We start from the raw sequence: 21,396 nt of genomic DNA on the forward strand, positions 1-21,396 counted from the left end.
TACCGTTAACTTTAAACCGCAAAAATCTTGCCGGGGTTCATGATGCCTTTAGGGTCGAAAACGGCCTTGAGCGCTTTCATGTACTCGATCTCAACCGGCGAACGGCTGTAGGTCAGGTAGTCACGCTTGGTCATGCCCACGCCATGCTCGGCAGAGATCGAGCCGTTGTATTTCTCAACGGTTTCAAACACCCACTTGTTCACCGTCGCGCACTTGGCGAAGAACTCATCCTTGCTCAGGTTTTCGGGCTTGAGGATGTTTAGATGCAGGTTGCCGTCGCCAATGTGGCCGAACCAGACAATTTCGAAATCCGGGTAGTGTTCGCCGACGATCGCGTCAATTTCTTTCAAAAATGCCGGGACTTTCGACACGGTGACCGAAATGTCGTTTTTGTATGGCGTCCAGTGGGAAATGGTCTCCGAGATGTACTCGCGCAGTTTCCACAGGTTCTGCAGTTGGGTTTCGCTCTGGCTCATCACGCCATCAAGTACCCAGCCTTCTTCCATGCAGTGCTCGAAGGTTTCCAGTGCCGCATTGGCAACCTCTTCAGTGGTCGCCTCGAATTCCAGCAGCGCATAGAACGGACAGTCGGTTTCAAACGGGGAAGGCACGTCGCCACGACCCATGACCTTGGCCAGCGCCTTGTCGGAGAAGAACTCGAAAGCCGTCAGATCGAGCTTGTTCTGGAAGGCGTGCAGTACCGGCATGATCGAATCGAAATCTGCCGTGCCCAACACCATCGCCGTCAGATTTTTCGGCGCACGGTCCAGGCGCATGGTGGCTTCCACCACAAAGCCCAGGGTGCCTTCGGCACCGATAAACAGCTGGCGCATGTCATAGCCGGTGGCGTTCTTGATCAGGTCCTTGTTGAGCTCCAGCACATCGCCCTTGCCGGTGACCACTTTCATGCCGGCCACCCAGTTACGGGTCATGCCGTAGCGAATCACCTTGATGCCGCCGGCATTGGTGCCGATATTGCCGCCAATCTGGCTGGAGCCAGCCGAAGCGAAGTCCACCGGGTAGTACAGGCCGTTTTCTTCGGCCAGGTTCTGCAGATGCTCGGTGACCACCCCAGGCTGGCAGACCACGGTGCGGTCGGTCAGGTTGATGTCCAGCACCTGATTCATGTAGTCGAACGACACTACTACTTCGCCATTGGCGGCCACGGCAGCAGCGGACAGGCCGGTACGGCCACCCGACGGTACCAGTGCCACATCATGGGCGTTGGCCCACAGCACGATGGCCTGCACCTGCTCGGTGGTTTTCGGAAACACAATGGCCAACGGGGCGGGAGCGAAATGCTTGGTCCAGTCCTTGCCGTAAGCATTAAGGGAGTCGGCGTCGGTCAAAACCTTGCCAGGCTCTACCAGGGTCTTCAGCTCATCAATCAAGGCAGGATGGGTCATCAACAGAACTCTCGAACAATTCATGGTCATCCTGAGAACGCTTCACGTCGCAGGAATGGGTGTTTAGCGGGGCGCTTATGCTAGCATACGACCCCCCCGCAGAATCGAGCCACAGGACGATTCTCGGGGCCGGTTTTCACGCCGGCCAGGTCAGCTCGCGCTGTCCATTCCCTGCCATTTTTTCTCTGGGACACAGGTTTACGCAGATGAGCAAGACTTCTCTCGATAAGAGCAAGATCAAGTTCCTTCTTTTGGAAGGCGTCCACCAATCCGCTGTTGAAGTGCTCAAATCCGCCGGGTACACCAGCATTGAGTACATCACCAGTTCCTTGCCTGAAGCCCAGCTGAAGGAAAAGATCGCTGATGCCCACTTTATCGGCATCCGTTCTCGTACCCAGCTGACCGAAGAAGTGTTCGATTGCGCCAAGAAACTGGTCGCTGTTGGTTGTTTCTGCATCGGCACCAACCAGGTCGACCTCAACGCTGCTCGCGAACGCGGTATCGCTGTTTTCAACGCCCCTTACTCCAACACCCGTTCGGTGGCCGAGTTGGTGCTGGCTGAAGCGATCCTGTTGTTGCGTGGCATCCCTGAGAAAAACGCTTCCTGCCACCGTGGCGGCTGGATCAAAAGCGCAGCCAACTCCTTCGAAATCCGCGGCAAAAAGCTGGGTATCGTGGGTTACGGCTCGATCGGTACCCAGCTGTCGGTTCTGGCTGAAGGTCTGGGCATGCAGGTGTTCTTCTACGACACCGTGACCAAGCTGCCATTGGGCAACGCCACCCAGGTCGGCAATCTGCACGAACTGTTGGGCATGTCCGACATCGTCACCTTGCACGTACCGGAAACCGCAGCCACCCAGTGGATGATCGGCGAGAAAGAAATCCGTGCCATTAAAAAGGGCGGCATTCTGATCAACGCCGCTCGCGGCACCGTGGTTGAGCTGGACGCCCTGGCTGACGCAATCAAGGACAAGCACCTGATCGGCGCCGCCATCGACGTGTTCCCGGTTGAGCCGCGCTCCAACGACGACGTGTTCGAAAGCCCGCTGCGTGGCCTGGACAACGTGATCCTGACCCCGCACATCGGCGGTTCTACCGCTGAAGCGCAAGCCAACATTGGTCTGGAAGTGGCAGAAAAACTGGTCAAGTACAGCGACAACGGTACCTCGGTATCGTCCGTGAACTTCCCGGAAGTGGCCCTGCCGGCCCACCCTGGCAAGCACCGCCTGCTGCACATCCACCAGAACATCCCGGGCGTGATGAGCGAGATCAACAAGATCTTCGCCGAAAACGGGATCAACATCTCCGGCCAATTCCTGCAAACCAACGAGAAAGTTGGCTATGTAGTGATCGACGTCGACGCCGAGTCTTCGGACCTGGCGCAAGAGAAGCTGCAGACCATCAACGGCACTATTCGCTGCCGCGTGTTGTTCTAAACGCCTCTCACTAAAAAGGGAGACCCTCGGGTCTCCCTTTTTTATGCGTCGAAAAAGCTTATTTCACATTAACCGTGATTTTTTCCGACACGATGCTTGGCTTGAACGGCACATGAACCTGGTTACCCAGCACCAGTTGCAGGGTGTGCTTGCCAGGTGGCAGGGTGACCTGGGTTTCGGTCTGGGCCTTGCCGAAATGGATATGGTTGGCATCGGCCGGGATCGGTGCGTTCTCGGCCGGCAACTGGTCGACATCGATCAGCAGGTGGTGATGGCCCGCATGCGGCGTGGCCTCGGTGATAGGCGCCAGAGGCATGCCTTCAATACCGAATTTAACGGTGAAAGTTTGATCAACCGTGGCACCGTCTTTAGGTTCGACGATAAACACTTTGGCGCCTTTTGGTGCAGGCTCCGATTCCAGGCCAGCCGCTGTGGCCATGACCGAAGCGCCCATCAATACAGAAGCCAGCGCAACACGAGACAGTAGAGCTTTCATTTTTTTCTCCGGTTTTTTGCAAAATTCTTCGGTGCCTGACAACTTAGAGCCAAACCGTTGTCCAACCCCGCAAGTGACCAACATAAAGCAAAGCGAACGTTAAATGCGATTCGCTTGCATCCCAACCAAAGGAGTGACCATGCGTTTATTGCCGGGCCTGATGCTTTTACTGCCACTGGCGAGCCCTTTTGCTCAGGCCGAACTGATCGACGACATCAATGACCGTGGTGAACTGCGCATAGCCCTGGAAGCCGACATGGCACCGTTCAGCTTCAAGCAGGACGGGCGTCTGACCGGCTTTGACGTTGAACTGGCCGAGTTGCTGGCTCAGGAACTGGAAGTACATTCCTCCATTCTGGTCACCGATAACGCTGACTTGCTGTCAGGGGTTGAGAGCGGTAAATACGATGTCGCGATCAATCATGTGGCTTTGACCCAGGAACTCCAGGATCGGTTCGATTTCAGCGAACCTTACAGCCATCTGCCAGCGCAGACGATTGCCCGGCAAGAGCAGCCGCGCTCACTCAACAGCCTTGCAATGTTTCAAGGCCAGACTTTAGGCGTAGCTCAGGGCAATGGGTTTGTCGAACGTGGGCCATTGGTCACGGTGGCGCAGAAAACGCCGGTCACAGATGAGGAGGTTGCCCTGGTGATCCCCTTCCAGAAAGGCAACCCGGCGTTCCAGGCCAGCCTGGACAAGGCCTTGCAGCGGATCAAGGCAGACGGGAGGCTGGAGGCGTTGTCGCAGAAGTGGTTCGGGATGTCTGCAAGACAGCCCTGAATACCCAATGTGGGAGCAGGCTTGCCCGCGATGGGAGCGACTCGGTAAGTCAGGCATACCGAGTTGTCTGCATCGCGAGCAAGCCCGCTCCCACCGAATACTCAGGGTTAACGAATCGCCTTCACATCCCCGGCCTTCACCTCAGCCGCCTGGTTGCCCCAACTGGTGCGGATGAAATTGACCACATCGGCCACTTCCTGATCCGACAAACGCCAGTCGAAAGCGGGCATGGTGAACGTCGATGGCGCTGTATGCGTTGCAGGCAACGTCCCCCCCTTAAGCACGATATGTATCAACGACGTCGGGTCGGCCGACTGCAATACCGGATTGCCCGCCAGGGCAGGGAACACACGGGTATAGCCGTGACCGTCGGTACGATGGCAAGCCGCACAGTTGTCGATGTACACCGCAGCGCCACGCTTGCTGTCATCACCGTTCCACAGGGCATCCGCCACTGCCGGGTTGTACTGATGCGGTTTGTCAGCCGGATTCACCGCTGGCAACGACTTCAGGTAACGGGCAATGGCCGTCAGATCAGCGTCGGACATGTACTGCATGCTGTGTACGATCACATCGCTCATGCCGCCAAATACCGCACTGCGATCACTGCGACCGGTCTTGAGGAACTGCACCAGCTGGTCTTCGCTCCAGCTGCCCAGACCGTCCTTGTGATCACCGCGCAGGTTCTTCGCGATCCAGCCTTCCAGCGGTGCACTGCCTGACAGAAATGCCGGGCTATCACTGGCGCTCAAGGCTTTTTCCTGCATGGTCAGGGCCCGTGGCGTATGGCATGCACCGCAGTGGCCCAAGCCTTCCACCAGATACGCCCCACGACTAACTACCGCGTCCTGCCCGGCTTGCGGCTTGAAATCTTCAACCGCAGGGGCAAACAGCCAGCGCCAGATCGCCAGCGGCCAGCGCATGCTCAACGGCCACGGGATATCGGCTTCCTGGTTCGCTTGCTCGACAGGTTTAACGCCCTTCATGAAGTAGGCATACAACGCCCGCATATCGGCCTCGTTGACCCGTGCATAGGACGGATACGGCATGGCCGGATACAAGGTGCTGCCGTTCTGCGCAACACCGTGACGCACGGCTTTGTCGAAATCTTCAAAGCTGTAAGTGCCAATGCCGTTTTTGTCTGGCGTGATGTTAGTCGAATAAATGGTGCCGATCGGCGTCTCCATCGCCAGGCCACCGGCGAACGGCTTGCCGCCCTTGGCCGTATGGCACGCCACGCAGTCACCGGCACGGGCGAGATATTCACCTTGTTTGATCAACGCCTGCGGGTCGCTTTCAGCGGCCACCGCCGAAAAGCTGGCGAGCAGGCTCAGGGTTGCGATAACAAGTGCTTTCATGGTCATCGCTCCTTATGCCTGAACCAGTGGGCCGGGGTTCTTCAGATACTGCTCACGGATTGCCCGCGCCGACCAATAGGTCAATGCAGCCACCAGCCCCGTAGGGTTGTAGCCCAAACCTTGTGGGAAAGCCGATGCACCCGGCACAAACACGTTGTGCACGTCCCAGCTTTGCAGGTAACGGTTCAGTGCACTGGTTTTCGGGTTGGTCCCCATGATCGCTCCACCATTAAGGTGGGTGGTCTGGTACGACGACGTATTGAAGTGGTCACCCACTTGTTTGCCGATACGCGCAATGGCCTTGGGGTTCATCGCTTCGGCGATCTTGCCCATTTTTTCCATCATGAAACGGTTCATCTTGATGTCGTTTTCTTGCCAGTCGAACGTCATGCGTAGCAACGGCTGGCCGTAGGCATCGCGATACACCGGGTCCAGATCGAGGTAGTTGCCACGGTAGGACTGATGCGCACCGTGGGCGTCCATCGACACTTGGTGAGTGTAGTAATCGGCGGTTGCACGCTTCCACGCGCTGCCCCAGGCCGGCGTACCCGGCGGGTTGGACGTGCCTGCAATCGGCCGGCTACCGGCCTGGTTGACCCACATCGGCGAGCCGCCGACAAAACCGTGCGGCCCGTGGTCGAAGTTGTCGGCGTTGAAATCATCAATTGCCACGCCATTGCCGCCTGCACCGATAAAGTTATTGGTGTGCACGTCTTTGTCGAAGTAGGCCTTGATGGTGCCCATGTTCTGGTAAGCAAAGTTTTTACCGACAACACCTTCGCCGGTTTTCGGGTCATACGGCTTGCCAATGCCCGACAACAACATCAGACGCACATTGTGGAACTGGAACGCGCCCAGGATCACCAGATCGGCCTGCTGCTCGATTTCTCGGCCCAGGGCATCGATATAGGTCACGCCGGTAGCCTTGGTTTTGCTGCTGTCCAGGTTGACCCGGATCACATGGGCATTCGGGCGCAGCTCGAAGTTCGGCAACGGCTTCAGGGCAGGAAGAATGTTTACGTTGGGCGATGCCTTGGAATACATGTAGCAGACATAACCGCTGCAAAAACCGCAGAAGTTGCACGGACCCATCTGCGCGCCATAGGGGTTGGTGTATGGCCCGGAGGTGTTTGCCGACGGCAGGTTATAAGGCTTGTAGCCAACCTCATTGGCCGCTTTCTGAAACAGCTGTGCGGAGTAGGTGTTCTTCTGCGACACCAACGGAAAGTGGTCCGAACGGTCCGGCGCATAAGGGTTGCCGCCCTTGCCTTCACCGACCCGTTGGCCATTGACGGTCCAGGCCTGACCCGACGTACCAAAAACCTTTTCGGCATAGTCGAAGAACGGCTCCAGCTCTTCGTAGCTGACGCCGAAGTCCTGGATGGTCATGTCCTTGGGGATAAAGTTCTTGCCGTAACGCTCTTCGTAATGGCTGCGCATGCGCAGTTCGATCGGGTCGACCCGAAAGTGCACACCCGACCAGTGCAAGCCTGCACCGCCCACACCGTTACCCGGCAGGAAAGCGCCCAACTGGCGGTTGGGCAGGGCCACGTCATTGACGCTATGGCGAATGGTGACGGTTTCTTTGGAGACGTCCTGGAACAGCTTTTTGCGCACGCTGTAGGTAAGTTCGTCGATGACCTGTGGATAGTTGCCGTCTGGATAGGTGTCCTGCATCGGACCGCGCTCCAGGGCCACAACATTCAGGCCGGCTTCGGTCAGCTCTTTGGCCATGATCGCGCCGGTCCAACCGAAACCAACGATTACTGCATCAACTTTTTTCATAACGGTCGACATGCTCAAGCCCTCTCGCCGCGAATGGAAACTGCCGGGAAGGGGTATTGCTCGTTGCGTTCTACCCAGTCCATGAAATCAGCGCGCGCGCCGGGGAAGCCGATCATGGTCCAGCCGATCATGCCTTTGTTGCCACCGTGAATAGGGTCGCAAAAGAAGCCTTCCTTGGTGTTTTGCAGCAAAAAGCTGAAAAACATCTTGGCCGGGACGCTATCGAATTTAGGCGTGCCGGCTTCCAGCTGTTTGAGCACTTCGTCTCGGGTAGCGCTGTCTAGCCCAGCAAATGTTGAGTTATAGGCTTTTTTGCAGAGCTCCTCCGTGGCAGCAATGCCCAGGCGATAGATCTGTTTTGGCACCAGTTTGCTTTGCCAGCCCATTTCCGGCGCAGCGTCGGCATTGAACGGCCCCTGCATAAACCACAGCGCGCCGCTGGCGTAAGGCGTGTTCATCTGACGGTCGATATATTCCGGAACGCCAGCTTCGAGCGCCCCCGGGCCTTGCTCGTCAGCCGGGATCAGACGCGCGACGGCGGCGTTAACGAACGCCCACTCTTCAGCCGTGAAGTACGTTGGTTCATAGGCCGGGCCTGATGCGGCAACGGGCGGCGCAGCGACCGGTGCGGCTTGAGCGTCTGGCGTAGCCATCAGAACGGAACCACCCAGGCCCGTGCTCGCAACAGTGACCACTGGAATCAGGGTCAGGGTTTTGCGCAAAAACTCACGCCGGGGGTTGTCTTGCTCAGACATGCGGGGCACCTCATCAGGCATTCACGGATTACAGCCGCTCATGGGCAGCTTTTCGTTTTGGCAGCGATACGGGTCGAAATCGACCTGAGAAAAAAGACGCAGGCAAAGTTTGGTTACAAATACTAACAGGCCAGGCGACCAGATGAATCGTTTCATGCGTAAATTTGCCGCACCAATAGCATCAGGCCATCACTGGCTGCGCCCTCACGCTTTTTTGACAAATGCCTGACACAGTTTTGATAAGTCATCCCTCAATCTAGCGTTTCAACTTCCAAATTCTTTGTTAATGGTCGAACTGATATGCCCAAAGCCCGGTTTTTTCCTGCTCTGTGCCTGACCTTGCTGGCAGCGTTTTCTGTGCCTCAGGCCCTGGCCGACGAAACAGCCCAGGCCCGGCCTGTACAGTGGGCACAGCCCATTGCCACGCAATACAACCTCTATCAAATGTCCCCGACCCTGTACCGCAGCGCACTGCCTGACAGTGCCGCGCAGCCGCTGCTGGAAAAATTACAGATAACCACCGTCATCAACTTCTTGCCTGATGCCGACAGTTCCTGGCTCAAGACTCCAGGCGTCGCTAAAGTCCAACTGCCTTATCGCACCAACCATGTAGATGACACCGATGTGCTGGCCGCGCTGCGTGCCATCCAGACGGCACAAGCACAGGGCCCTGTATTGATGCACTGCAAGCACGGTTCGGACCGTACCGGGCTGATGGCGGCGATGTATCGCGTGGTCGTGCAGGACTGGAGCAAGGAAGACGCCCTGAAAGAAATGACCCAGGGCGGCTTTGGCGAAAACTCGCACCACAAAGATGGCGAGAGCTACATGATGAAGGCGGATATCCCACAGTTGCGCGCAGCCCTGAGCAGCGGCGCATGCAGTACCAGCCCTTTTGCTTCATGCGTGGTGAAGAACTGGCTCAAGTCCTGAAGATACCTATACGCTCGCGGGCGGCTGGCCCATAAACACCTCGAAAGACTCATGCAGCGGGCGTTCGATGCCCGGTGCATGGAAGGCTTCGCGATAGGCCAAGCCCGTTTGCGGGTCAAACACACCTTGCTGTTCAAACCTTGCAAAAACCTGCTCAGCCATCGCTTCGGCCCATTCATTGACGAAATAAGCGCCATCATGGCCCGAGACGATCGCATCGAAAGTGTTGGCAGATCGGTCGTTCTGCGCCAACGGTAACGGCTGGAGTTCATTGTGTGCACTGCGCCAGATCTCTTCCACGCTGCGGCCATCGCCCCAGGTGCGGTGCAGTTCAAAATCAAACAGCGCAAGCCCAAGCTCGCGGGCCATTTCAAGCCAACGCTCGACACTGCGCGCTTCAAGTACTTGGTCTATCTGCTCATAGGTCAGCTCACTGTCATGCTGGGCATGCCTGGCCAACCAGCGCAGACCGTCCCGTGACCAGCACCACTTTTCAGCGCATTTGCCTGAAAACCCGGACGCCTCAGCATTCAGTACATCCACGCGGGAAAATGCACCGTAGGGACTGCGGGTCAGCAGTTGCTTCATGCAACAACCCAACTCATGGAAAAGCAGGGTTAACTGCTGCGGCGTCAGCAGTGATGGGGAGCCAGGGGATTCGGGTGAGAAGTTGCCATAGAGAATGGCCACCGGGGTGGTCAGGTCCCCTTGCTGATTGATTCTGCGGTTACGTGCCGACTGCATCCAGCACATATTCGGCTTGGATTCACGAAGGTAAGGGTCGAGATAAAGATGCCCCACCCGAACACCTGACTCGATCACCTCAAACAAACGAACGTCCGGGTGCCAGGTATCAAACGATACTTGTTCGACCAGATCGACCGCGAAGAGGCGCTTGACGAGTAACACGATGCCTTCAAATACACGTGTGAACGCAAAATATGATTTCAATTGATCGCCCGCCAGCGGGCTTAGTTGCAGAGCGCGTTTTTGCGCCAGAAACAACAGATCCCATGGTTTGAGTCCGTCGTATTGCATAGCCGACGCCAGGGCATGCAGCTCTGCGGTTTGAGTTGAAAAAAATGCCGACTTGCGTTCAATTCGAGTGCGCAGAAAACTCAGCACCTCATCAACCGAGGTTGCCGTCTTGCCCTGCAGGCTCAGCTCGGCATGGCTGTCATACCCCAGCAGGCGCGCCTTCTGCTGACGCAGCCTGAGCAGATCATGGAGCACCGGGCCATTGCCATATTGCCCGCCTGCGGGGCCCTGCTCGGAAGCCCGCGTGTTGTAGGCCGTGAACAACTCCTCGCGCAGCGCCCTGTTTTCGCATGAGCGCATGATCGCGGTGTAGGTAGCGCGCTCCTGAAGAGTTATCAGCCAGCCTTGCAGGTCGGCGTCCGTGGCAATGTCTGCCAACTGCCCCTTGAGTTCACTCGCAAGCCCCGCAAGCAAGGACTCATCGGTAACCAGCTTGCTCCAGGATTTTCTGGATTGTCGTGCGTTTTCGTAAAAAACCCATTCCTGTCGGGATATCTCGTGGTTGAGCTCGATGAGTTCGCCTCTGCCAGAGGCTGACAGCTCACTCCCAGCCAACCGGTAGTCGCGCAGTATCTTGCCCAATAGGGCCTGCTGCGAGCGATCAAATTGCATGGCTTCAGGGCTTTCTGCCAAAGCCTTGCAGGCCAGATAAAGCTCGCGGTTTTGCAAGACTTGCGCCTTGTAATTGTAGGCAGCCAGAAAGCATTGGCCGATATCTGTTTCCCATGACACTTCTCTTGGTACCTGCCCCAGTGTCGTGATGACGGCAATGGCTTCATCCAGCCGCGCCGTCAGGGCTTCCATCGGCAACACCAGGCCCGACCATGTGGGTTGGGACTGGGCACTGACGATTCGGCTGATTGACTGCAGGTTGTCGGCAACAATGTGTTCGATTGCCGGCTTGAGATGTTCTAGACGTACCTTGCTGTAAAGGGGCAGAAGGGGCGCGCTCAACAGCGGGTTGGTTGGCTCCATGGCAGCATTCCTTGAAAGTTCTGCTTCATTTCGGGCTGAGTATCGGTGGGTTCTCAGCCTATTGAGACAGGGATTTCAGGGGGGCTATCTATGTAGTGCAGCCTCAAAAAGCTCAGCGTTCAGCCCATTTATACAAGGCAGCCTTACGCTGTTCGGGGGGCAATTTACCCAGCTGTTCAACTTCGGCATAAAAACTCGGCCAGTCGCCGCCCACGTGCTTGAACAGGGCTGCGAAGGCAGGCACCCATTGATCGTAAAGACCGAAGGGCAACAATTTGGCGTTATTGAGAGGGCCATTGACCCACGCGTCATAGCGCGGATTTCCCGCCCATTGCTCATCCCGTAACTGACGATAATCACGGCGCATTCGTTCGAATGCAGCGGTTTTACGCTGCTGCATTTCGGCTGCCGGCAACGGCTGTGCATAAAGGGTCTTCAAGCGCTGGCGAGTGTCGAGCACCAGGGTGATAAATTGTTCACGTTGCTGCACATGGCTGCCGTCGGAGGGTGGCAAGCCTTGTTCGACGCGCCATTGGCGGGTGCCTGCCTGTTCCACGAAACTGGCAAAAGACTCATTGAATTCAGTGTCGTCCTTCACATAAAACTGCTGATGGGCCAGCTCGTGAAAGATCAGTGTGGCCAAACGCTCATCACCCCAATTGAGCATGCCATTGAGGATCGGGTCATCAAACCATCCCAGGGTGGAATAGGCTTCAACGCCGCTGACAAACACGTCCATGCCCTGCTGGCGTTGCAGGGCCGCCTCACCTCGCGCCGCTCCCTGGCTGTAATAACCCCGGTAGGCCACGCACCCGGCTATGGGAAAGCAATGGGTGACGGGGTCGAGGGAATACGCCGGGGTGGCAAAGACATTCCACACCACGTACTGCCGTTTCAGGTCGGCATACAGACGATAGCTCTGGTTGTCCGGCAGGTGTAAATGCTCGCTGGCGAAGGAGCGCGCAGCCTGGGCTTTTGCCAATTGCTCACGCAACACTGTCGGGCGCCGGGGATCAACAATCACCTTGCTCACGGGTTCACGGGCCTGCAATAAATTCCATTGGCCGGTGGCCAATTGCGAGTAGTAGCCCGCACTGGAGCAACCGCTGAGCAGAAGCGGCAAGGCAAGGACCAACAAGCCGCGAACACGCGAGGTCATAAAGCGATCCAGTAGGCGAGTGATGTGACCATAATGCACGCTATGCTTGCGTAACACTTTTTTTGGACATCATCATGCGCACGCTTTTGTGGTTGCTGGCTGCTTGTCTGCTCAGCGCCTGTACCAGCACGCCAATCCCCCCGGCTGATCCCGCCATGGCCTGGGTCGAGCTTGAAACCCAAACCGGCAAGCTGGTAATGGCCGAGCGTCTGGATAACAAGCGACAGGCCGATGGCCGCTATTTTCAAGTAACGCCAGGTAGCCACGAGTTGATGGTGCGCTTCGATTTCGAGGTGTTTGTCGGCGGCATGGGTATGTTCAGTGACCCACAGGAGCGCCTGTGTTACGTCACCGTCGATTACGACAACTTCCAGCCCGGCCAGCGTTACCGGCTACAGGCCCGCTCACTGGGCTTCAACGCCTACGCCCGGCTGTACGACGCAACGGGCAAGGTGGTCGCCGAGGAGCGGCTGGTCAACTGCTTACCTTGAAGGCTGACGGTCGTTGTTCTGGTAGATGATTTTCTTGGTGCCGCTTTCACACGAACCAACCACCATGTTCTCGTCATGAACTTCTTCATTGCTCACGATTTCGAGGGTGTAGGACGACACATTGTTCGCCTGGATCTTGGCTTCGATTTCGGCTTTCAGTTCTTCGCACGGCTTGGGCGCCGCCAGAGCCGAGGTGGCCAAGGCGCAGCAAACTACAGCTAGAGCAAAACGTTTCATGGTGAGACTCCCTTGAGGCAGAACGCAAAGTCATGATCTGACGCGAGTAACGACCATTCGATCACATATCGCACAGCGCAGGACTGATCTGTCGCAGCCGGGTATCGATTGTGCCCCGCTAGCGGTTAGCGGGGCACACAGGTGGTGTCAGCTCACCAGCGTCGCGTCGAGGGTGATTTTGGCGTTCAGTACCTTGGACACCGGGCAGCCCTCTTTGGCTTTGGTGGTCAGTTCGTCGAATTGCGCCTGGGTGGCGCCGGGCACCTTGGCCTTGAGCACCAGATGCACGGCCGTAATTGCAAAACCGCCGTCCACTTGATCCAGGGTTACTTCAGCAGTGGTATCGATACTGTCGGCCTTGAGGCCGGCATCACCGAGAATCATCGACAAGGCCATCGAGAAACAGCCTGCATGGGCTGCGCCGATCAGCTCTTCGGGGTTGGTGCCCTTACCGCCTTCGAACCTCGCCTTGAAGCCATAAGGCGCTTCGCGCAGCACTCCGGTTTCTGTGGAGATGGAGCCAATGCCGGTTTTAAGGTCGCCTGCCCAATGAGCCGATGCTTTCTTTTTAATACTCATGCGTGCCTCCTGAAGAACGGCGCGAAGGTTTCACGCCTTGAATGAACTAGTGAGGGTAGTTCGCCCCACAAAGTTCACCCTGTCGGACCAATCTTCATTTTTAGTAGCTCAATTCCCAGTCGACCATTGAAACTCGGGTATATGCCCATATTGCTGTAAGTACTGGCAGGTTATGCGAGCACCCTGACCTGCATCCCACCTGGAGTAGCCGGCTGATGAAACGACTGTCTGACATCAAATTCTCGACCCTCGACCTGGTCCCTGTCCGCGAAAACGGCAGTGCAGCCCAATCGTTGCGTAATTCGCTGGATCTGGCACAGCATGTGGAAAAATTCGGCTACAACCGTTTCTGGGTAGCGGAACACCACAACATGGATGGGATTGCCAGTTCGGCGACCTCGGTGTTGATCGGTTATCTCGCCGGCGGTACGTCAACCATCCGTGTCGGCTCGGGCGGCGTGATGCTGCCCAACCATGCGCCGCTGGTTATCGCCGAGCAATTCGGCACCCTCGAAAGCCTGTACCCGGGACGCATTGACCTGGGCCTTGGCCGCGCGCCCGGCTCGGATCAGATGACCGCCCGCGCCCTGCGTCGTGAGCGTTCGGGCAGTGCCGATGATTTCCCGCAGGATGTGGCCGAGCTGATGCGCTATCTGGGCCCACGTACTCCCGACCAACGGATCATTGCCATGCCGGGCACTGGCACCAATGTGCCGGTCTGGCTGCTGGGCTCCAGTCTGTTCAGTGCACAATTGGCCGGTGAACTGGGTTTGCCTTACGCCTTTGCATCACATTTCGCACCACGGTTGATGCATGAAGCGATTCGCGTTTATCGCAACCACTTCAAGCCTTCTGCCGTGCTGGACAAGCCCTACGTGATGTTGGGCGTGCCGCTGGTGGCTGCTGATACCGACGAGCAGGCCGAGTACCTGGCCACCTCGGTGTACCAGCGAATCCTGGCGCTGATGCGCGGGCAGAGTCTGGTGCAGCGCGCGCCGGTGGCGACGATGGACGGTTTGTGGCTGCCCCACGAAAAAGAGGCGGTGATGAGTTTCCTGGGCCTGGCGATGGTCGGCAGCCCGCAGAAGATCAAGGCCAAGCTGGACGTGCTGGTCGAGCAGACCCAGGCCGATGAGTTGATTTTTACCTGTGATCTGTACGAACACGCAGACCGCATTCACTCGTATGAATTGCTGTCGCAGGTGATGAAAGGGGCCTGACACAAAGGGAAGTGTGGGAGCGGGCTTGCTCGCGATGGTATCGACGCGATTGATCTGAAACACCGCAGCGTGCGCATCGCGAGCAAGCCCGCTCCCACAAGATCTACTACTGCGCTGGACTTACCCGCGCTTGTAGACAATTTCTTTGGTGCCGGCTTCGCAAGAGCCCACTACCTTGCCGTCAGCGGCAGCACCTTTTTCCACAACCGTCAGCGAATAATGTCTGGCGCCGTTAGCTTCAATCTTCGCCGCGATTTCGCTTTTCAGTTCTTCGCACGGCTTGCCCGCCGCGAACGCCGTTCCTGCCAGACTCAGCAAACCTACAGCCAATAAAAGCTTTTTCATCGGTCACATTCCCCGGTCAAAACAAAAAGGGTGCAATGCGAACATGCCGCATTGCACCCAGACTGTGTAGCGGACTTTATGGCAAACGGCCAGTCCGCGGGGCAAAACCTTGCCTCAAATCAACTGCTGGCAATCCTGAAGCCGATTTTGAGCGTTACCTGATAGTGCGCCACCTTGCCGTCCTTGATATGGCCGCGGGTGTCGATCACCTCGAACCATTCCAGGTGCTTGATGCTTTTGTTGGCTTCGGCCAGTGCATTACCGATGGCGTCTTCTATGCTGGTCGGGGACGAGCCTACCAATTCGACTTTCTTGTAGGTGTGATGGTCAGACATAACGTTCTCCTTTGTCGTAAATCAAAGCCTAGCAGCGAATGTGCTAAATACTTTGTAGGCAATCTAAAAGGAAAAGTTCAGGTTAACTGCACTTTCTCACGCCCCTGTAGTCCGACTTAACAAGCACCTCACTCATCAATGCAGGAGAGCCCTAATGGCTAGCAACTCTTTACGTAAAGCCTCATTGCAAAGCATGGAAGCAGAGATCGAGAGCCTGCTCAAGTCTCTTGAAAGCCTCAAGCACGACGCTTCGGACGAGTCCAAAAAGACCCTTGGCATCCTCAAGAACAACGCCGAGAACGCGCTGAAGCATTCACGTCATCTGCTCAGCGATGCGCTGGAAGAAGTGAAGGACAAAACCCGCGAAACCGCGATCGCTACCCGTGAATACGCCCAAGAGCATCCGTATGCCACCGCTGGGGTTGCCATCGGCGCACTGGGTCTGCTGGCAGCCTTCCTGTTGTGCAAGCGCGGCAATTAATCTGCGCTGCGCGCAAGCTCTGCCTTGAGCCATTGCGCAAGTTGCCTGGCGCGTCCGTCTGCGGCGCGCTTGGGCAACCATAACGTCAGTTGCCCCGGGGTTTCATTGAAGCCCCAGGGCGCAGCCAGCCGTCCTGCTTGCAGGTCCTGGGCCACCAGCGGCTCGGGAGCAATCGCTACACCCAGCCCCGCAACGGCGGCTTCCAGCAAGTAATACAAGTGTTCAAACCCCTGCCCGTATTTTAAATCCTTCGTCTCAATTGCGTTTTTTTGCGCCCAGCTCGGCCATGCCTGCGGCCGCGAAGTGGTGTGCAGCAACGGTTCGTCGAGCAAGGCGCTGGCCGGGGCATGGCGCAGTTGTTCGTACCGCGCATAACGGGGACTGACCACCGGGCCAATGCGCTCGCTGGCTAATTCGTAAACCTGCATGTCTGCTGGCCAGGGTGGCTCGGCAAACACCAGCAAAGCATCCAGCCCGGGGCGACGCGGATCCAGATCGCCTTCACCGGCCGACAGGTGCAGGCGCAAGTCAGGCAAGTCGGCATTCAATCGGCCCAGGCGCGGAATAAACCAGCGCGCCAGCAAACTGCCTGAACAGCCGAGCACGAACGGAGCGTCAACCTGGCTTTGCGTGAGTTCAGCGCATACATTTCTCAAGCGCTCAAAGGCTTCGCTACTGGCATCCCGCAAGCGGATACCGGCTTCGGTCAGCTTTAGCCCGCGCCCTTCCTTGACGAACAGGCTCACCCCCAGGTGCTCTTCCAGCACTTTCAATTGCCGACTGACGGCACCGTGGGTGACGTGTAGCTGCTCAGCCGCCTGGCTGACGCTGCTCAGGCGGGCGGTGGCTTCAAAGGCACGCAGGGCATTAAGAGGGGGGAGATCGCGGCTCATGGTATCTGTGAGTTTTCCTGACAGGTTACGGCGATCTTATCGGTTTTCATCCCGGGCTGTCACGGGTACAGTCAGGCCCATAGACCTTCGCCATTTTTTATCTGGAGCGTCACATGACTCAATCCACTTTGCGTACCGGCCCTGATGCCAATGGCCTGTTTGGCTCATTTGGCGGCCGTTATGTGGCTGAAACCCTGATGCCGCTGATCCTTGACCTGGATCGCGAGTACGAGCTGGCGAAAAAAGACCCTGAGTTCATCAAGGAGCTGGCCTACTTCCAACGCGACTACGTGGGCCGCCCAAGCCCGCTGTACTTCGCCGAGCGGCTGACCGAGTTCTGTGGCGGCGCCAAGATCTACCTCAAGCGCGAAGAGCTGAACCACACCGGCGCCCACAAGATCAACAACTGCATCGGCCAGATCCTGCTGGCACGGCGCATGGGCAAAAAACGCATCATCGCCGAGACCGGCGCCGGCATGCACGGCGTGGCCACTGCCACCGTGGCTGCGCGCTTTGGCCTGCAGTGCGTGATCTACATGGGCACCACCGACATCGAGCGCCAGCAGGCCAACGTGTTCCGCATGAAGCTGCTGGGCGCCGAAGTGATCCCGGTGGTGGCCGGCACTGGCACCCTCAAAGATGCAATGAACGAAGCCTTGCGTGACTGGGTGACCAACGTTGACAGCACCTTTTACCTGATCGGCACCGTGGCTGGCCCGCATCCTTACCCGGCGATGGTGCGCGACTTCCAGGCCGTGATCGGCAAGGAAACCCGCGACCAGATGCAAGCCCAGGAAGGCCGCCTGCCGGACAGCCTGGTGGCATGCATCGGCGGTGGCTCCAACGCCATGGGCCTGTTCCACCCGTTCCTGGATGACACCGGCGTTGAAATCATCGGCGTAGAAGCCGCCGGCTACGGTATCGAAACCGGCAAGCATGCAGCCAGCCTCAATGGCGGCGAACCGGGCGTGTTGCACGGCAACCGCACCTTCCTGTTGCAGGACGACGATGGTCAGATCATCGACGCCCATTCGATTTCCGCAGGCCTGGACTACCCGGGCATCGGCCCTGAACACGCCTGGTTGCACGATATCGGTCGTGTCCAGTACACCTCGGTGACCGACGCTGAGGCGCTGGATGCCTTCCACAAATGCTGCCGCCTTGAAGGCATCATCCCGGCCCTGGAAAGCGCCCACGCGCTGGCCGAAGTGTTCAAGCGCGCACCGACGCTGCCGGCCGATCACCTGATGGTGGTCAACCTTTCGGGTCGCGGCGACAAAGACATGCAAACCGTGATGCACCACATGGAACAGTCTCAACAGGAGCAACACTGATGAGCCGCCTGCAAACGCGCTTTACCGCTCTCAAGGAACAAAACCGCGCGGCGCTGGTGACCTTTGTCACCGCCGGTGACCCGGATTACGACACCTCGCTGGCCATCCTCAAAGGCTTGCCGGCAGCAGGCGCCGATGTGATCGAACTGGGCATGCCCTTCACCGATCCGATGGCCGACGGCCCGGCGATTCAACTGGCCAACATCCGTGCGTTGGGTGCCAAGCAGAACCTGGCAAAAACCCTGCAGATGGTTCGTGAATTTCGTACCGGTAACAACGACACTCCGCTGGTGCTGATGGGCTATTTCAACCCGATCCACCACTATGGCGTGGCGCGTTTTATCGCCGAAGCCAAAGAGGCGGGCGTAGACGGCCTGATCGTGGTCGACATGCCACCCGAGCACAACAGCGAGCTGTGCGACCCGGCACAGGCTGCTGGCCTGGACTTTATCCGCCTGACCACGCCAACCACGGACGACGTACGCCTGCCGACCGTATTGGCCGGCAGCTCGGGCTTTGTGTACTACGTTTCGGTGGCGGGCGTGACCGGTGCCGGTTCGGCCACCACGGAACAGGTGAGCGCGGCTATCGAGCGTCTGCGTCGGCATACTGATTTGCCGATCAGCGTGGGCTTTGGTATCCGTACCCCTGAACAGGCTGCGGCAATTGCCCGCCTGGCCGATGGCGTGGTGGTGGGCTCGGCCCTGATCGACAAGATCGAGAATGCAGCGACGCCTGAACAGGCGGTGGATGGTGTGCTGAGTTTGTGTGCTGCGCTGGCTGAAGGTGTACGTAGCGCCCGCTAGATCAAGAGCCCCTCTCCCGGAGGGAGAGGGGACTGATTGGGGGATGTCACCACACATCGGCTCCCTCTCCCCCCGGGAGAGGGCTGGGGTGAGGGCAAGAGGCTTACACAGTATTACTTCTGCGTCCCGTCATCATGCAGCAGGTTAGCCTGGGTCAGGTTGCTGCCTGCCGGTACGCTGCGGGTCAACCATACGTTGCCACCAATGGTCGAACCCTGACCAATGGTGATACGCCCCAAAATCGTCGCCCCCGCATAAATCACCACATCATCCTCAACGATCGGATGGCGTGGATGGCCTTTTTGCAGCTGTCCCGACTCATCCGCCGGGAACCGCTTGGCACCCAACGTCACCGCCTGATAAATCCGCACACGCTCGCCAATAATCGCAGTTTCACCAATCACCACGCCCGTGCCGTGATCGATAAAGAAACTGCGGCCAATCTGCGCGCCGGGGTGAATGTCGATCCCCGTGGCCGAATGGGCGATTTCTGCGCTGATCCGCGCCAGCAACGGTAGCCCGGCACGGTACAGGTGGTGCGCCAACCGGTGATGAATCACCGCCAGAATTCCCGGGTAGCACAGCAGCACTTCATCGACGCTGCGCGCCGCCGGGTCACCGTGGTAAGCGGCCAGCACGTCAGTATCGAGAATGCTGCGCAAACCCGGCAAAGCCAGGGCAAAGTCCTGAATCAGCAAGGTCGCCGTCGCATCCACTCCCTCATCCGGCAACCCGCCCTGACGCGCGACATAACGCAACTCCAGCCGGGCCTGGGTCAGCAACGCATTGAGGGCTACGTCCAGGGTGTGGCCCACGTAGAAATCTTCGCTCTCTTCACGCAGGTCCACCGGGCCCAAACGCATCGGAAACAAAGCACCGCAAAGAGCTTCAAGAATATCGGCCATTGCAGCACGCGACGGCAGCTCGCGACCGCCCTGTTCGCCACTGACGCGGCCGTTTTGCGTACGCCACTGGTTTCGCGCCGCGCGCAGTTGGCAGACGATGGCCTGCAATTGCCAAGGATTGGAACGATCACTCACGATGAATACTCCGCACGCTGGCGGCTGGATCAACCAGCCGCGAATAGGCAATGATTTTACGGTATCAAAACGTTTGCGACTCCGGCAATCAAGCCTTAACGCCGGCGCCAGAGGCGCCAACCCACCGCGGCGCTGATCAACAGTAGCAACCCGCCCAAAATGGCAATGCTCAAGCCGTGATAGCTGAATAGCGGCTTTTCGATGCGAATGTACCCGGGCTCGGCAAATAACTCGCGCAGTGCGGCATTTGCCTGCTCCAGGTTAATGGCCTGCAACTGCCGGGCAGGGTCGGCAAAACGGCCTTCATCGTAGTCTCCCAGCGAGACCCAGTAGTAATCAGCCAGCGCACTGCTGCCTTGCACCGTCCACGCCTGACGGGAAATGGCCGTTTGCTTGAGTCGGGCAAACACCTGCGGATCCAGCCCGTCCTTGAGCAGCCGCGACGTGAGTTGCTGCATCACCTCACGGGCCCTGGGCACGTTCTCGCGTTCAAGATCCGCGTTCAGACTCAGAAAACTCACGCCGCCAAACACCTCGCGCTCAGCCCAGGGGCCGTAAGACAAGCCGTGCTTGAGCCGCAGTTCGCTGTACAGCGCCCACTCCAGATAATCGCGCAGCAGGGTCCAGGTTTCATCGGATTGCCCTTCGATAACCGGTTCGGGCAGCAACCAGTGCAGGGTTGCCGTGTCGCCCACCACACCGCGCACCAGCTCGCGCTCTGCGTCGGCCTTGGCATCGATGGCGGCGAGGGGACGGTGCTCGCTGGGGTCAACCGGCTCGAGGGCACCGTAGGCTCGCTCAAGATAAGCTGGCAAGAAACGGTCAAGGTCGCCGACGATAATCAGCGTCATGTTGTTGGGCGCGTACCACTTCTGGCGTACAGCCTCTAGCTGCTGGCGGGTAAGGTCATGCACTTCGGCCCGCTCGGCGCACTTCAGGCCCAATTCGACAGCCAGCTGGTTGCTGGCGCTGTGGCCCAGATCCTGACGGTCCAGCCAGCGCTGCAAGTGCGAATAATGGCCGCCGTCTTCGCGCTCGACCACCTGTTTGGCGTCGCTGATACGTTGTTCGGTCAGCTGGGTGCGGGTCAGCAACCCCAGCAGCAGGTCGAGAATCTTGCGCTGATTTTTTGCCGGGGCCTCGATCACAAAGGTGGTATCGGCGCTGCTGGTAAAAGCGTTCCATTCGCCCCCCAACGCTTGCATGCGCTCCTCCAGCCCCCCTTCACCGGTGTCGTCGATGCCGCTGAAGAGCAAATGTTCCAGCAGATGGGGCAATTGCTGATCGGCGCAGGAAAAGTCATCCATACCCACCCCCACCACCAGCCGAATAGCCACATGATCGCGATCGTTGTTGGGTTTGAGGATCAGTTGCAGACCATTGGGCAGTTGATAGCCCTCAACGCTGTAGCGATCCAGGGCAAAGCCTTGGGCAGCGCCAAGCAGCAAGCAGATAAACAGCAGGCAACGCATAAAAAATCCCTGAATTCTCGAATCCTTGAGCCCGTGCAGCT

22 protein-coding genes are annotated in these 21,396 nt (G+C 58.0%); 8 read left to right on the forward strand and 14 right to left on the reverse strand.

Going from position 1 to position 21,396, the window contains the following annotated elements; translation table 11 throughout:
• Positions 1–11: 11 nt before the first annotated feature.
• A complete protein-coding gene (locus FHL07_RS09480) occupies positions 12–1,406 on the reverse strand; it encodes an FAD-binding oxidoreductase (protein WP_094999644.1) in 1,395 nt (464 codons plus the stop codon).
• A 206-nt stretch (positions 1,407–1,612) separates the two neighbouring features.
• On the opposite strand from FHL07_RS09480, the gene serA reads away from it, so the two are divergent.
• The gene (gene serA / locus FHL07_RS09485; RefSeq protein WP_083369705.1) at positions 1,613–2,842 is read left to right on the forward strand and encodes a phosphoglycerate dehydrogenase; all 1,230 of its coding nucleotides are present in this window, start codon (positions 1,613–1,615) and stop codon (positions 2,840–2,842) included.
• A 58-nt stretch (positions 2,843–2,900) separates the two neighbouring features.
• Here serA and FHL07_RS09490 read toward each other — a convergent pair whose 3' ends face one another.
• Positions 2,901–3,338 (reverse strand): DUF4399 domain-containing protein, encoded by a 438-nt coding sequence (locus tag FHL07_RS09490; protein ID WP_094999643.1) that lies wholly within the window; start codon positions 3,336–3,338, stop codon positions 2,901–2,903.
• Positions 3,339–3,477: 139 nt separating this feature from the next.
• Between FHL07_RS09490 and FHL07_RS09495 the strand changes: the two genes are divergently transcribed.
• Complete coding sequence (locus tag FHL07_RS09495) at positions 3,478–4,119, forward strand: transporter substrate-binding domain-containing protein (RefSeq protein ID WP_094999642.1); 642 nt, start codon at positions 3,478–3,480, stop codon at positions 4,117–4,119.
• Positions 4,120–4,226: 107 nt separating this feature from the next.
• Here FHL07_RS09495 and FHL07_RS09500 read toward each other — a convergent pair whose 3' ends face one another.
• Genes FHL07_RS09500 through FHL07_RS09510 form a run of 3 tightly spaced genes read right to left on the reverse strand, consistent with a single transcriptional unit; the run spans position 4,227 to position 8,017 of the window.
• Complete coding sequence (locus FHL07_RS09500; protein WP_095026757.1) at positions 4,227–5,477, reverse strand: cytochrome c; 1,251 nt, start codon at positions 5,475–5,477, stop codon at positions 4,227–4,229.
• Between the two features lie 12 nt (positions 5,478–5,489).
• Positions 5,490–7,274 (reverse strand): GMC family oxidoreductase, encoded by a 1,785-nt coding sequence (locus tag FHL07_RS09505; RefSeq protein WP_094999640.1) that lies wholly within the window; start codon positions 7,272–7,274, stop codon positions 5,490–5,492.
• A gap of 2 nt (positions 7,275–7,276) precedes the next feature.
• Positions 7,277–8,017 carry a gluconate 2-dehydrogenase subunit 3 family protein gene (locus FHL07_RS09510; protein WP_094999975.1) on the reverse strand — a complete coding sequence of 247 codons (741 nt, stop codon included), beginning with the start codon at positions 8,015–8,017 and terminating at the stop codon, positions 7,277–7,279.
• 300 nt (positions 8,018–8,317) lie between these two features.
• Here FHL07_RS09510 and FHL07_RS09515 point away from each other — a divergent pair, with 300 nt between their 5' ends.
• The gene (locus FHL07_RS09515) at positions 8,318–8,950 is read left to right on the forward strand and encodes a dual specificity protein phosphatase family protein (RefSeq protein WP_095026758.1); all 633 of its coding nucleotides are present in this window, start codon (positions 8,318–8,320) and stop codon (positions 8,948–8,950) included.
• A 6-nt stretch (positions 8,951–8,956) separates the two neighbouring features.
• Here the strand turns inward: FHL07_RS09515 and FHL07_RS09520 are convergent, their stop codons facing one another.
• Both FHL07_RS09520 and FHL07_RS09525 read right to left on the reverse strand, forming a co-directional pair.
• Positions 8,957–10,963, reverse strand: a complete 2,007-nt coding sequence (locus tag FHL07_RS09520; RefSeq protein ID WP_138738410.1) for a M3 family metallopeptidase — start codon at positions 10,961–10,963, stop codon at positions 8,957–8,959.
• A 112-nt stretch (positions 10,964–11,075) separates the two neighbouring features.
• Positions 11,076–12,122: an aminopeptidase gene (locus FHL07_RS09525; RefSeq protein ID WP_095026760.1), complete on the reverse strand. Its 1,047-nt coding sequence runs from the start codon at positions 12,120–12,122 to the stop codon at positions 11,076–11,078.
• A 74-nt stretch (positions 12,123–12,196) separates the two neighbouring features.
• On the opposite strand from FHL07_RS09525, the gene FHL07_RS09530 reads away from it, so the two are divergent.
• Entirely contained in the window at positions 12,197–12,613 is a 417-nt protein-coding gene (locus FHL07_RS09530) for a PA0061/PA0062 family lipoprotein (RefSeq protein WP_095026761.1), read from the forward strand.
• On the opposite strand, the gene FHL07_RS09535 is transcribed toward FHL07_RS09530, so the two are convergent.
• Together FHL07_RS09535 and FHL07_RS09540 are read right to left on the reverse strand one after the other, a co-directional pair.
• Complete coding sequence (locus FHL07_RS09535) at positions 12,605–12,850, reverse strand: DUF1161 domain-containing protein (protein ID WP_094999635.1); 246 nt, start codon at positions 12,848–12,850, stop codon at positions 12,605–12,607. The genes FHL07_RS09530 and FHL07_RS09535 overlap by 9 nt on opposite strands.
• Positions 12,851–12,997: 147 nt before the next feature.
• Positions 12,998–13,429 (reverse strand): OsmC family protein, encoded by a 432-nt coding sequence (locus FHL07_RS09540; RefSeq protein WP_094999634.1) that lies wholly within the window; start codon positions 13,427–13,429, stop codon positions 12,998–13,000.
• Positions 13,430–13,644: 215 nt separating this feature from the next.
• Between FHL07_RS09540 and FHL07_RS09545 the strand changes: the two genes are divergently transcribed.
• A complete protein-coding gene (locus tag FHL07_RS09545) occupies positions 13,645–14,649 on the forward strand; it encodes an LLM class flavin-dependent oxidoreductase (protein ID WP_095020613.1) in 1,005 nt (334 codons plus the stop codon).
• Between the two features lie 120 nt (positions 14,650–14,769).
• Here FHL07_RS09545 and FHL07_RS09555 read toward each other — a convergent pair whose 3' ends face one another.
• Entirely contained in the window at positions 14,770–14,994 is a 225-nt protein-coding gene (locus FHL07_RS09555) for a DUF1161 domain-containing protein (RefSeq protein WP_094999632.1), read from the reverse strand.
• A gap of 119 nt (positions 14,995–15,113) precedes the next feature.
• The gene (locus FHL07_RS09560) at positions 15,114–15,329 is read right to left on the reverse strand and encodes a dodecin (protein ID WP_094999631.1); all 216 of its coding nucleotides are present in this window, start codon (positions 15,327–15,329) and stop codon (positions 15,114–15,116) included.
• 154 nt (positions 15,330–15,483) lie between these two features.
• On the opposite strand from FHL07_RS09560, the gene FHL07_RS09565 reads away from it, so the two are divergent.
• Positions 15,484–15,810 (forward strand): DUF883 family protein, encoded by a 327-nt coding sequence (locus tag FHL07_RS09565; RefSeq protein ID WP_016782799.1) that lies wholly within the window; start codon positions 15,484–15,486, stop codon positions 15,808–15,810.
• On the opposite strand, the gene FHL07_RS09570 is transcribed toward FHL07_RS09565, so the two are convergent.
• On the reverse strand, positions 15,807–16,703 hold the full coding sequence (locus FHL07_RS09570; protein WP_095038472.1) for a LysR family transcriptional regulator: 897 nt from the start codon (positions 16,701–16,703) through the stop codon (positions 15,807–15,809). The genes FHL07_RS09565 and FHL07_RS09570 overlap by 4 nt on opposite strands.
• Positions 16,704–16,816: 113 nt before the next feature.
• On the opposite strand from FHL07_RS09570, the gene trpB reads away from it, so the two are divergent.
• Positions 16,817–18,037: a tryptophan synthase subunit beta gene (gene trpB / locus FHL07_RS09575; RefSeq protein ID WP_094999629.1), complete on the forward strand. Its 1,221-nt coding sequence runs from the start codon at positions 16,817–16,819 to the stop codon at positions 18,035–18,037.
• The gene (gene trpA / locus FHL07_RS09580) at positions 18,037–18,843 is read left to right on the forward strand and encodes a tryptophan synthase subunit alpha (protein WP_095020611.1); all 807 of its coding nucleotides are present in this window, start codon (positions 18,037–18,039) and stop codon (positions 18,841–18,843) included. The genes trpB and trpA overlap by 1 nt, the downstream gene beginning before the upstream one ends.
• A 113-nt stretch (positions 18,844–18,956) precedes the next feature.
• On the opposite strand, the gene epsC is transcribed toward trpA, so the two are convergent.
• Together epsC and FHL07_RS09590 are read right to left on the reverse strand one after the other, a co-directional pair.
• Entirely contained in the window at positions 18,957–19,883 is a 927-nt protein-coding gene (gene epsC / locus FHL07_RS09585) for a serine O-acetyltransferase EpsC (protein WP_094999627.1), read from the reverse strand.
• A 95-nt stretch (positions 19,884–19,978) separates the two neighbouring features.
• On the reverse strand, positions 19,979–21,355 hold the full coding sequence (locus FHL07_RS09590; protein WP_138738411.1) for a M16 family metallopeptidase: 1,377 nt from the start codon (positions 21,353–21,355) through the stop codon (positions 19,979–19,981).
• Between the last annotated feature and the right edge of the window lie 41 nt (positions 21,356–21,396).

The sequence above is a fragment of the Pseudomonas sp. FSL W7-0098 genome (assembly GCF_005930585.1).
Taxonomy (GTDB): Bacteria; Pseudomonadota; Gammaproteobacteria; order Pseudomonadales; family Pseudomonadaceae; genus Aquipseudomonas; species Aquipseudomonas bubulae.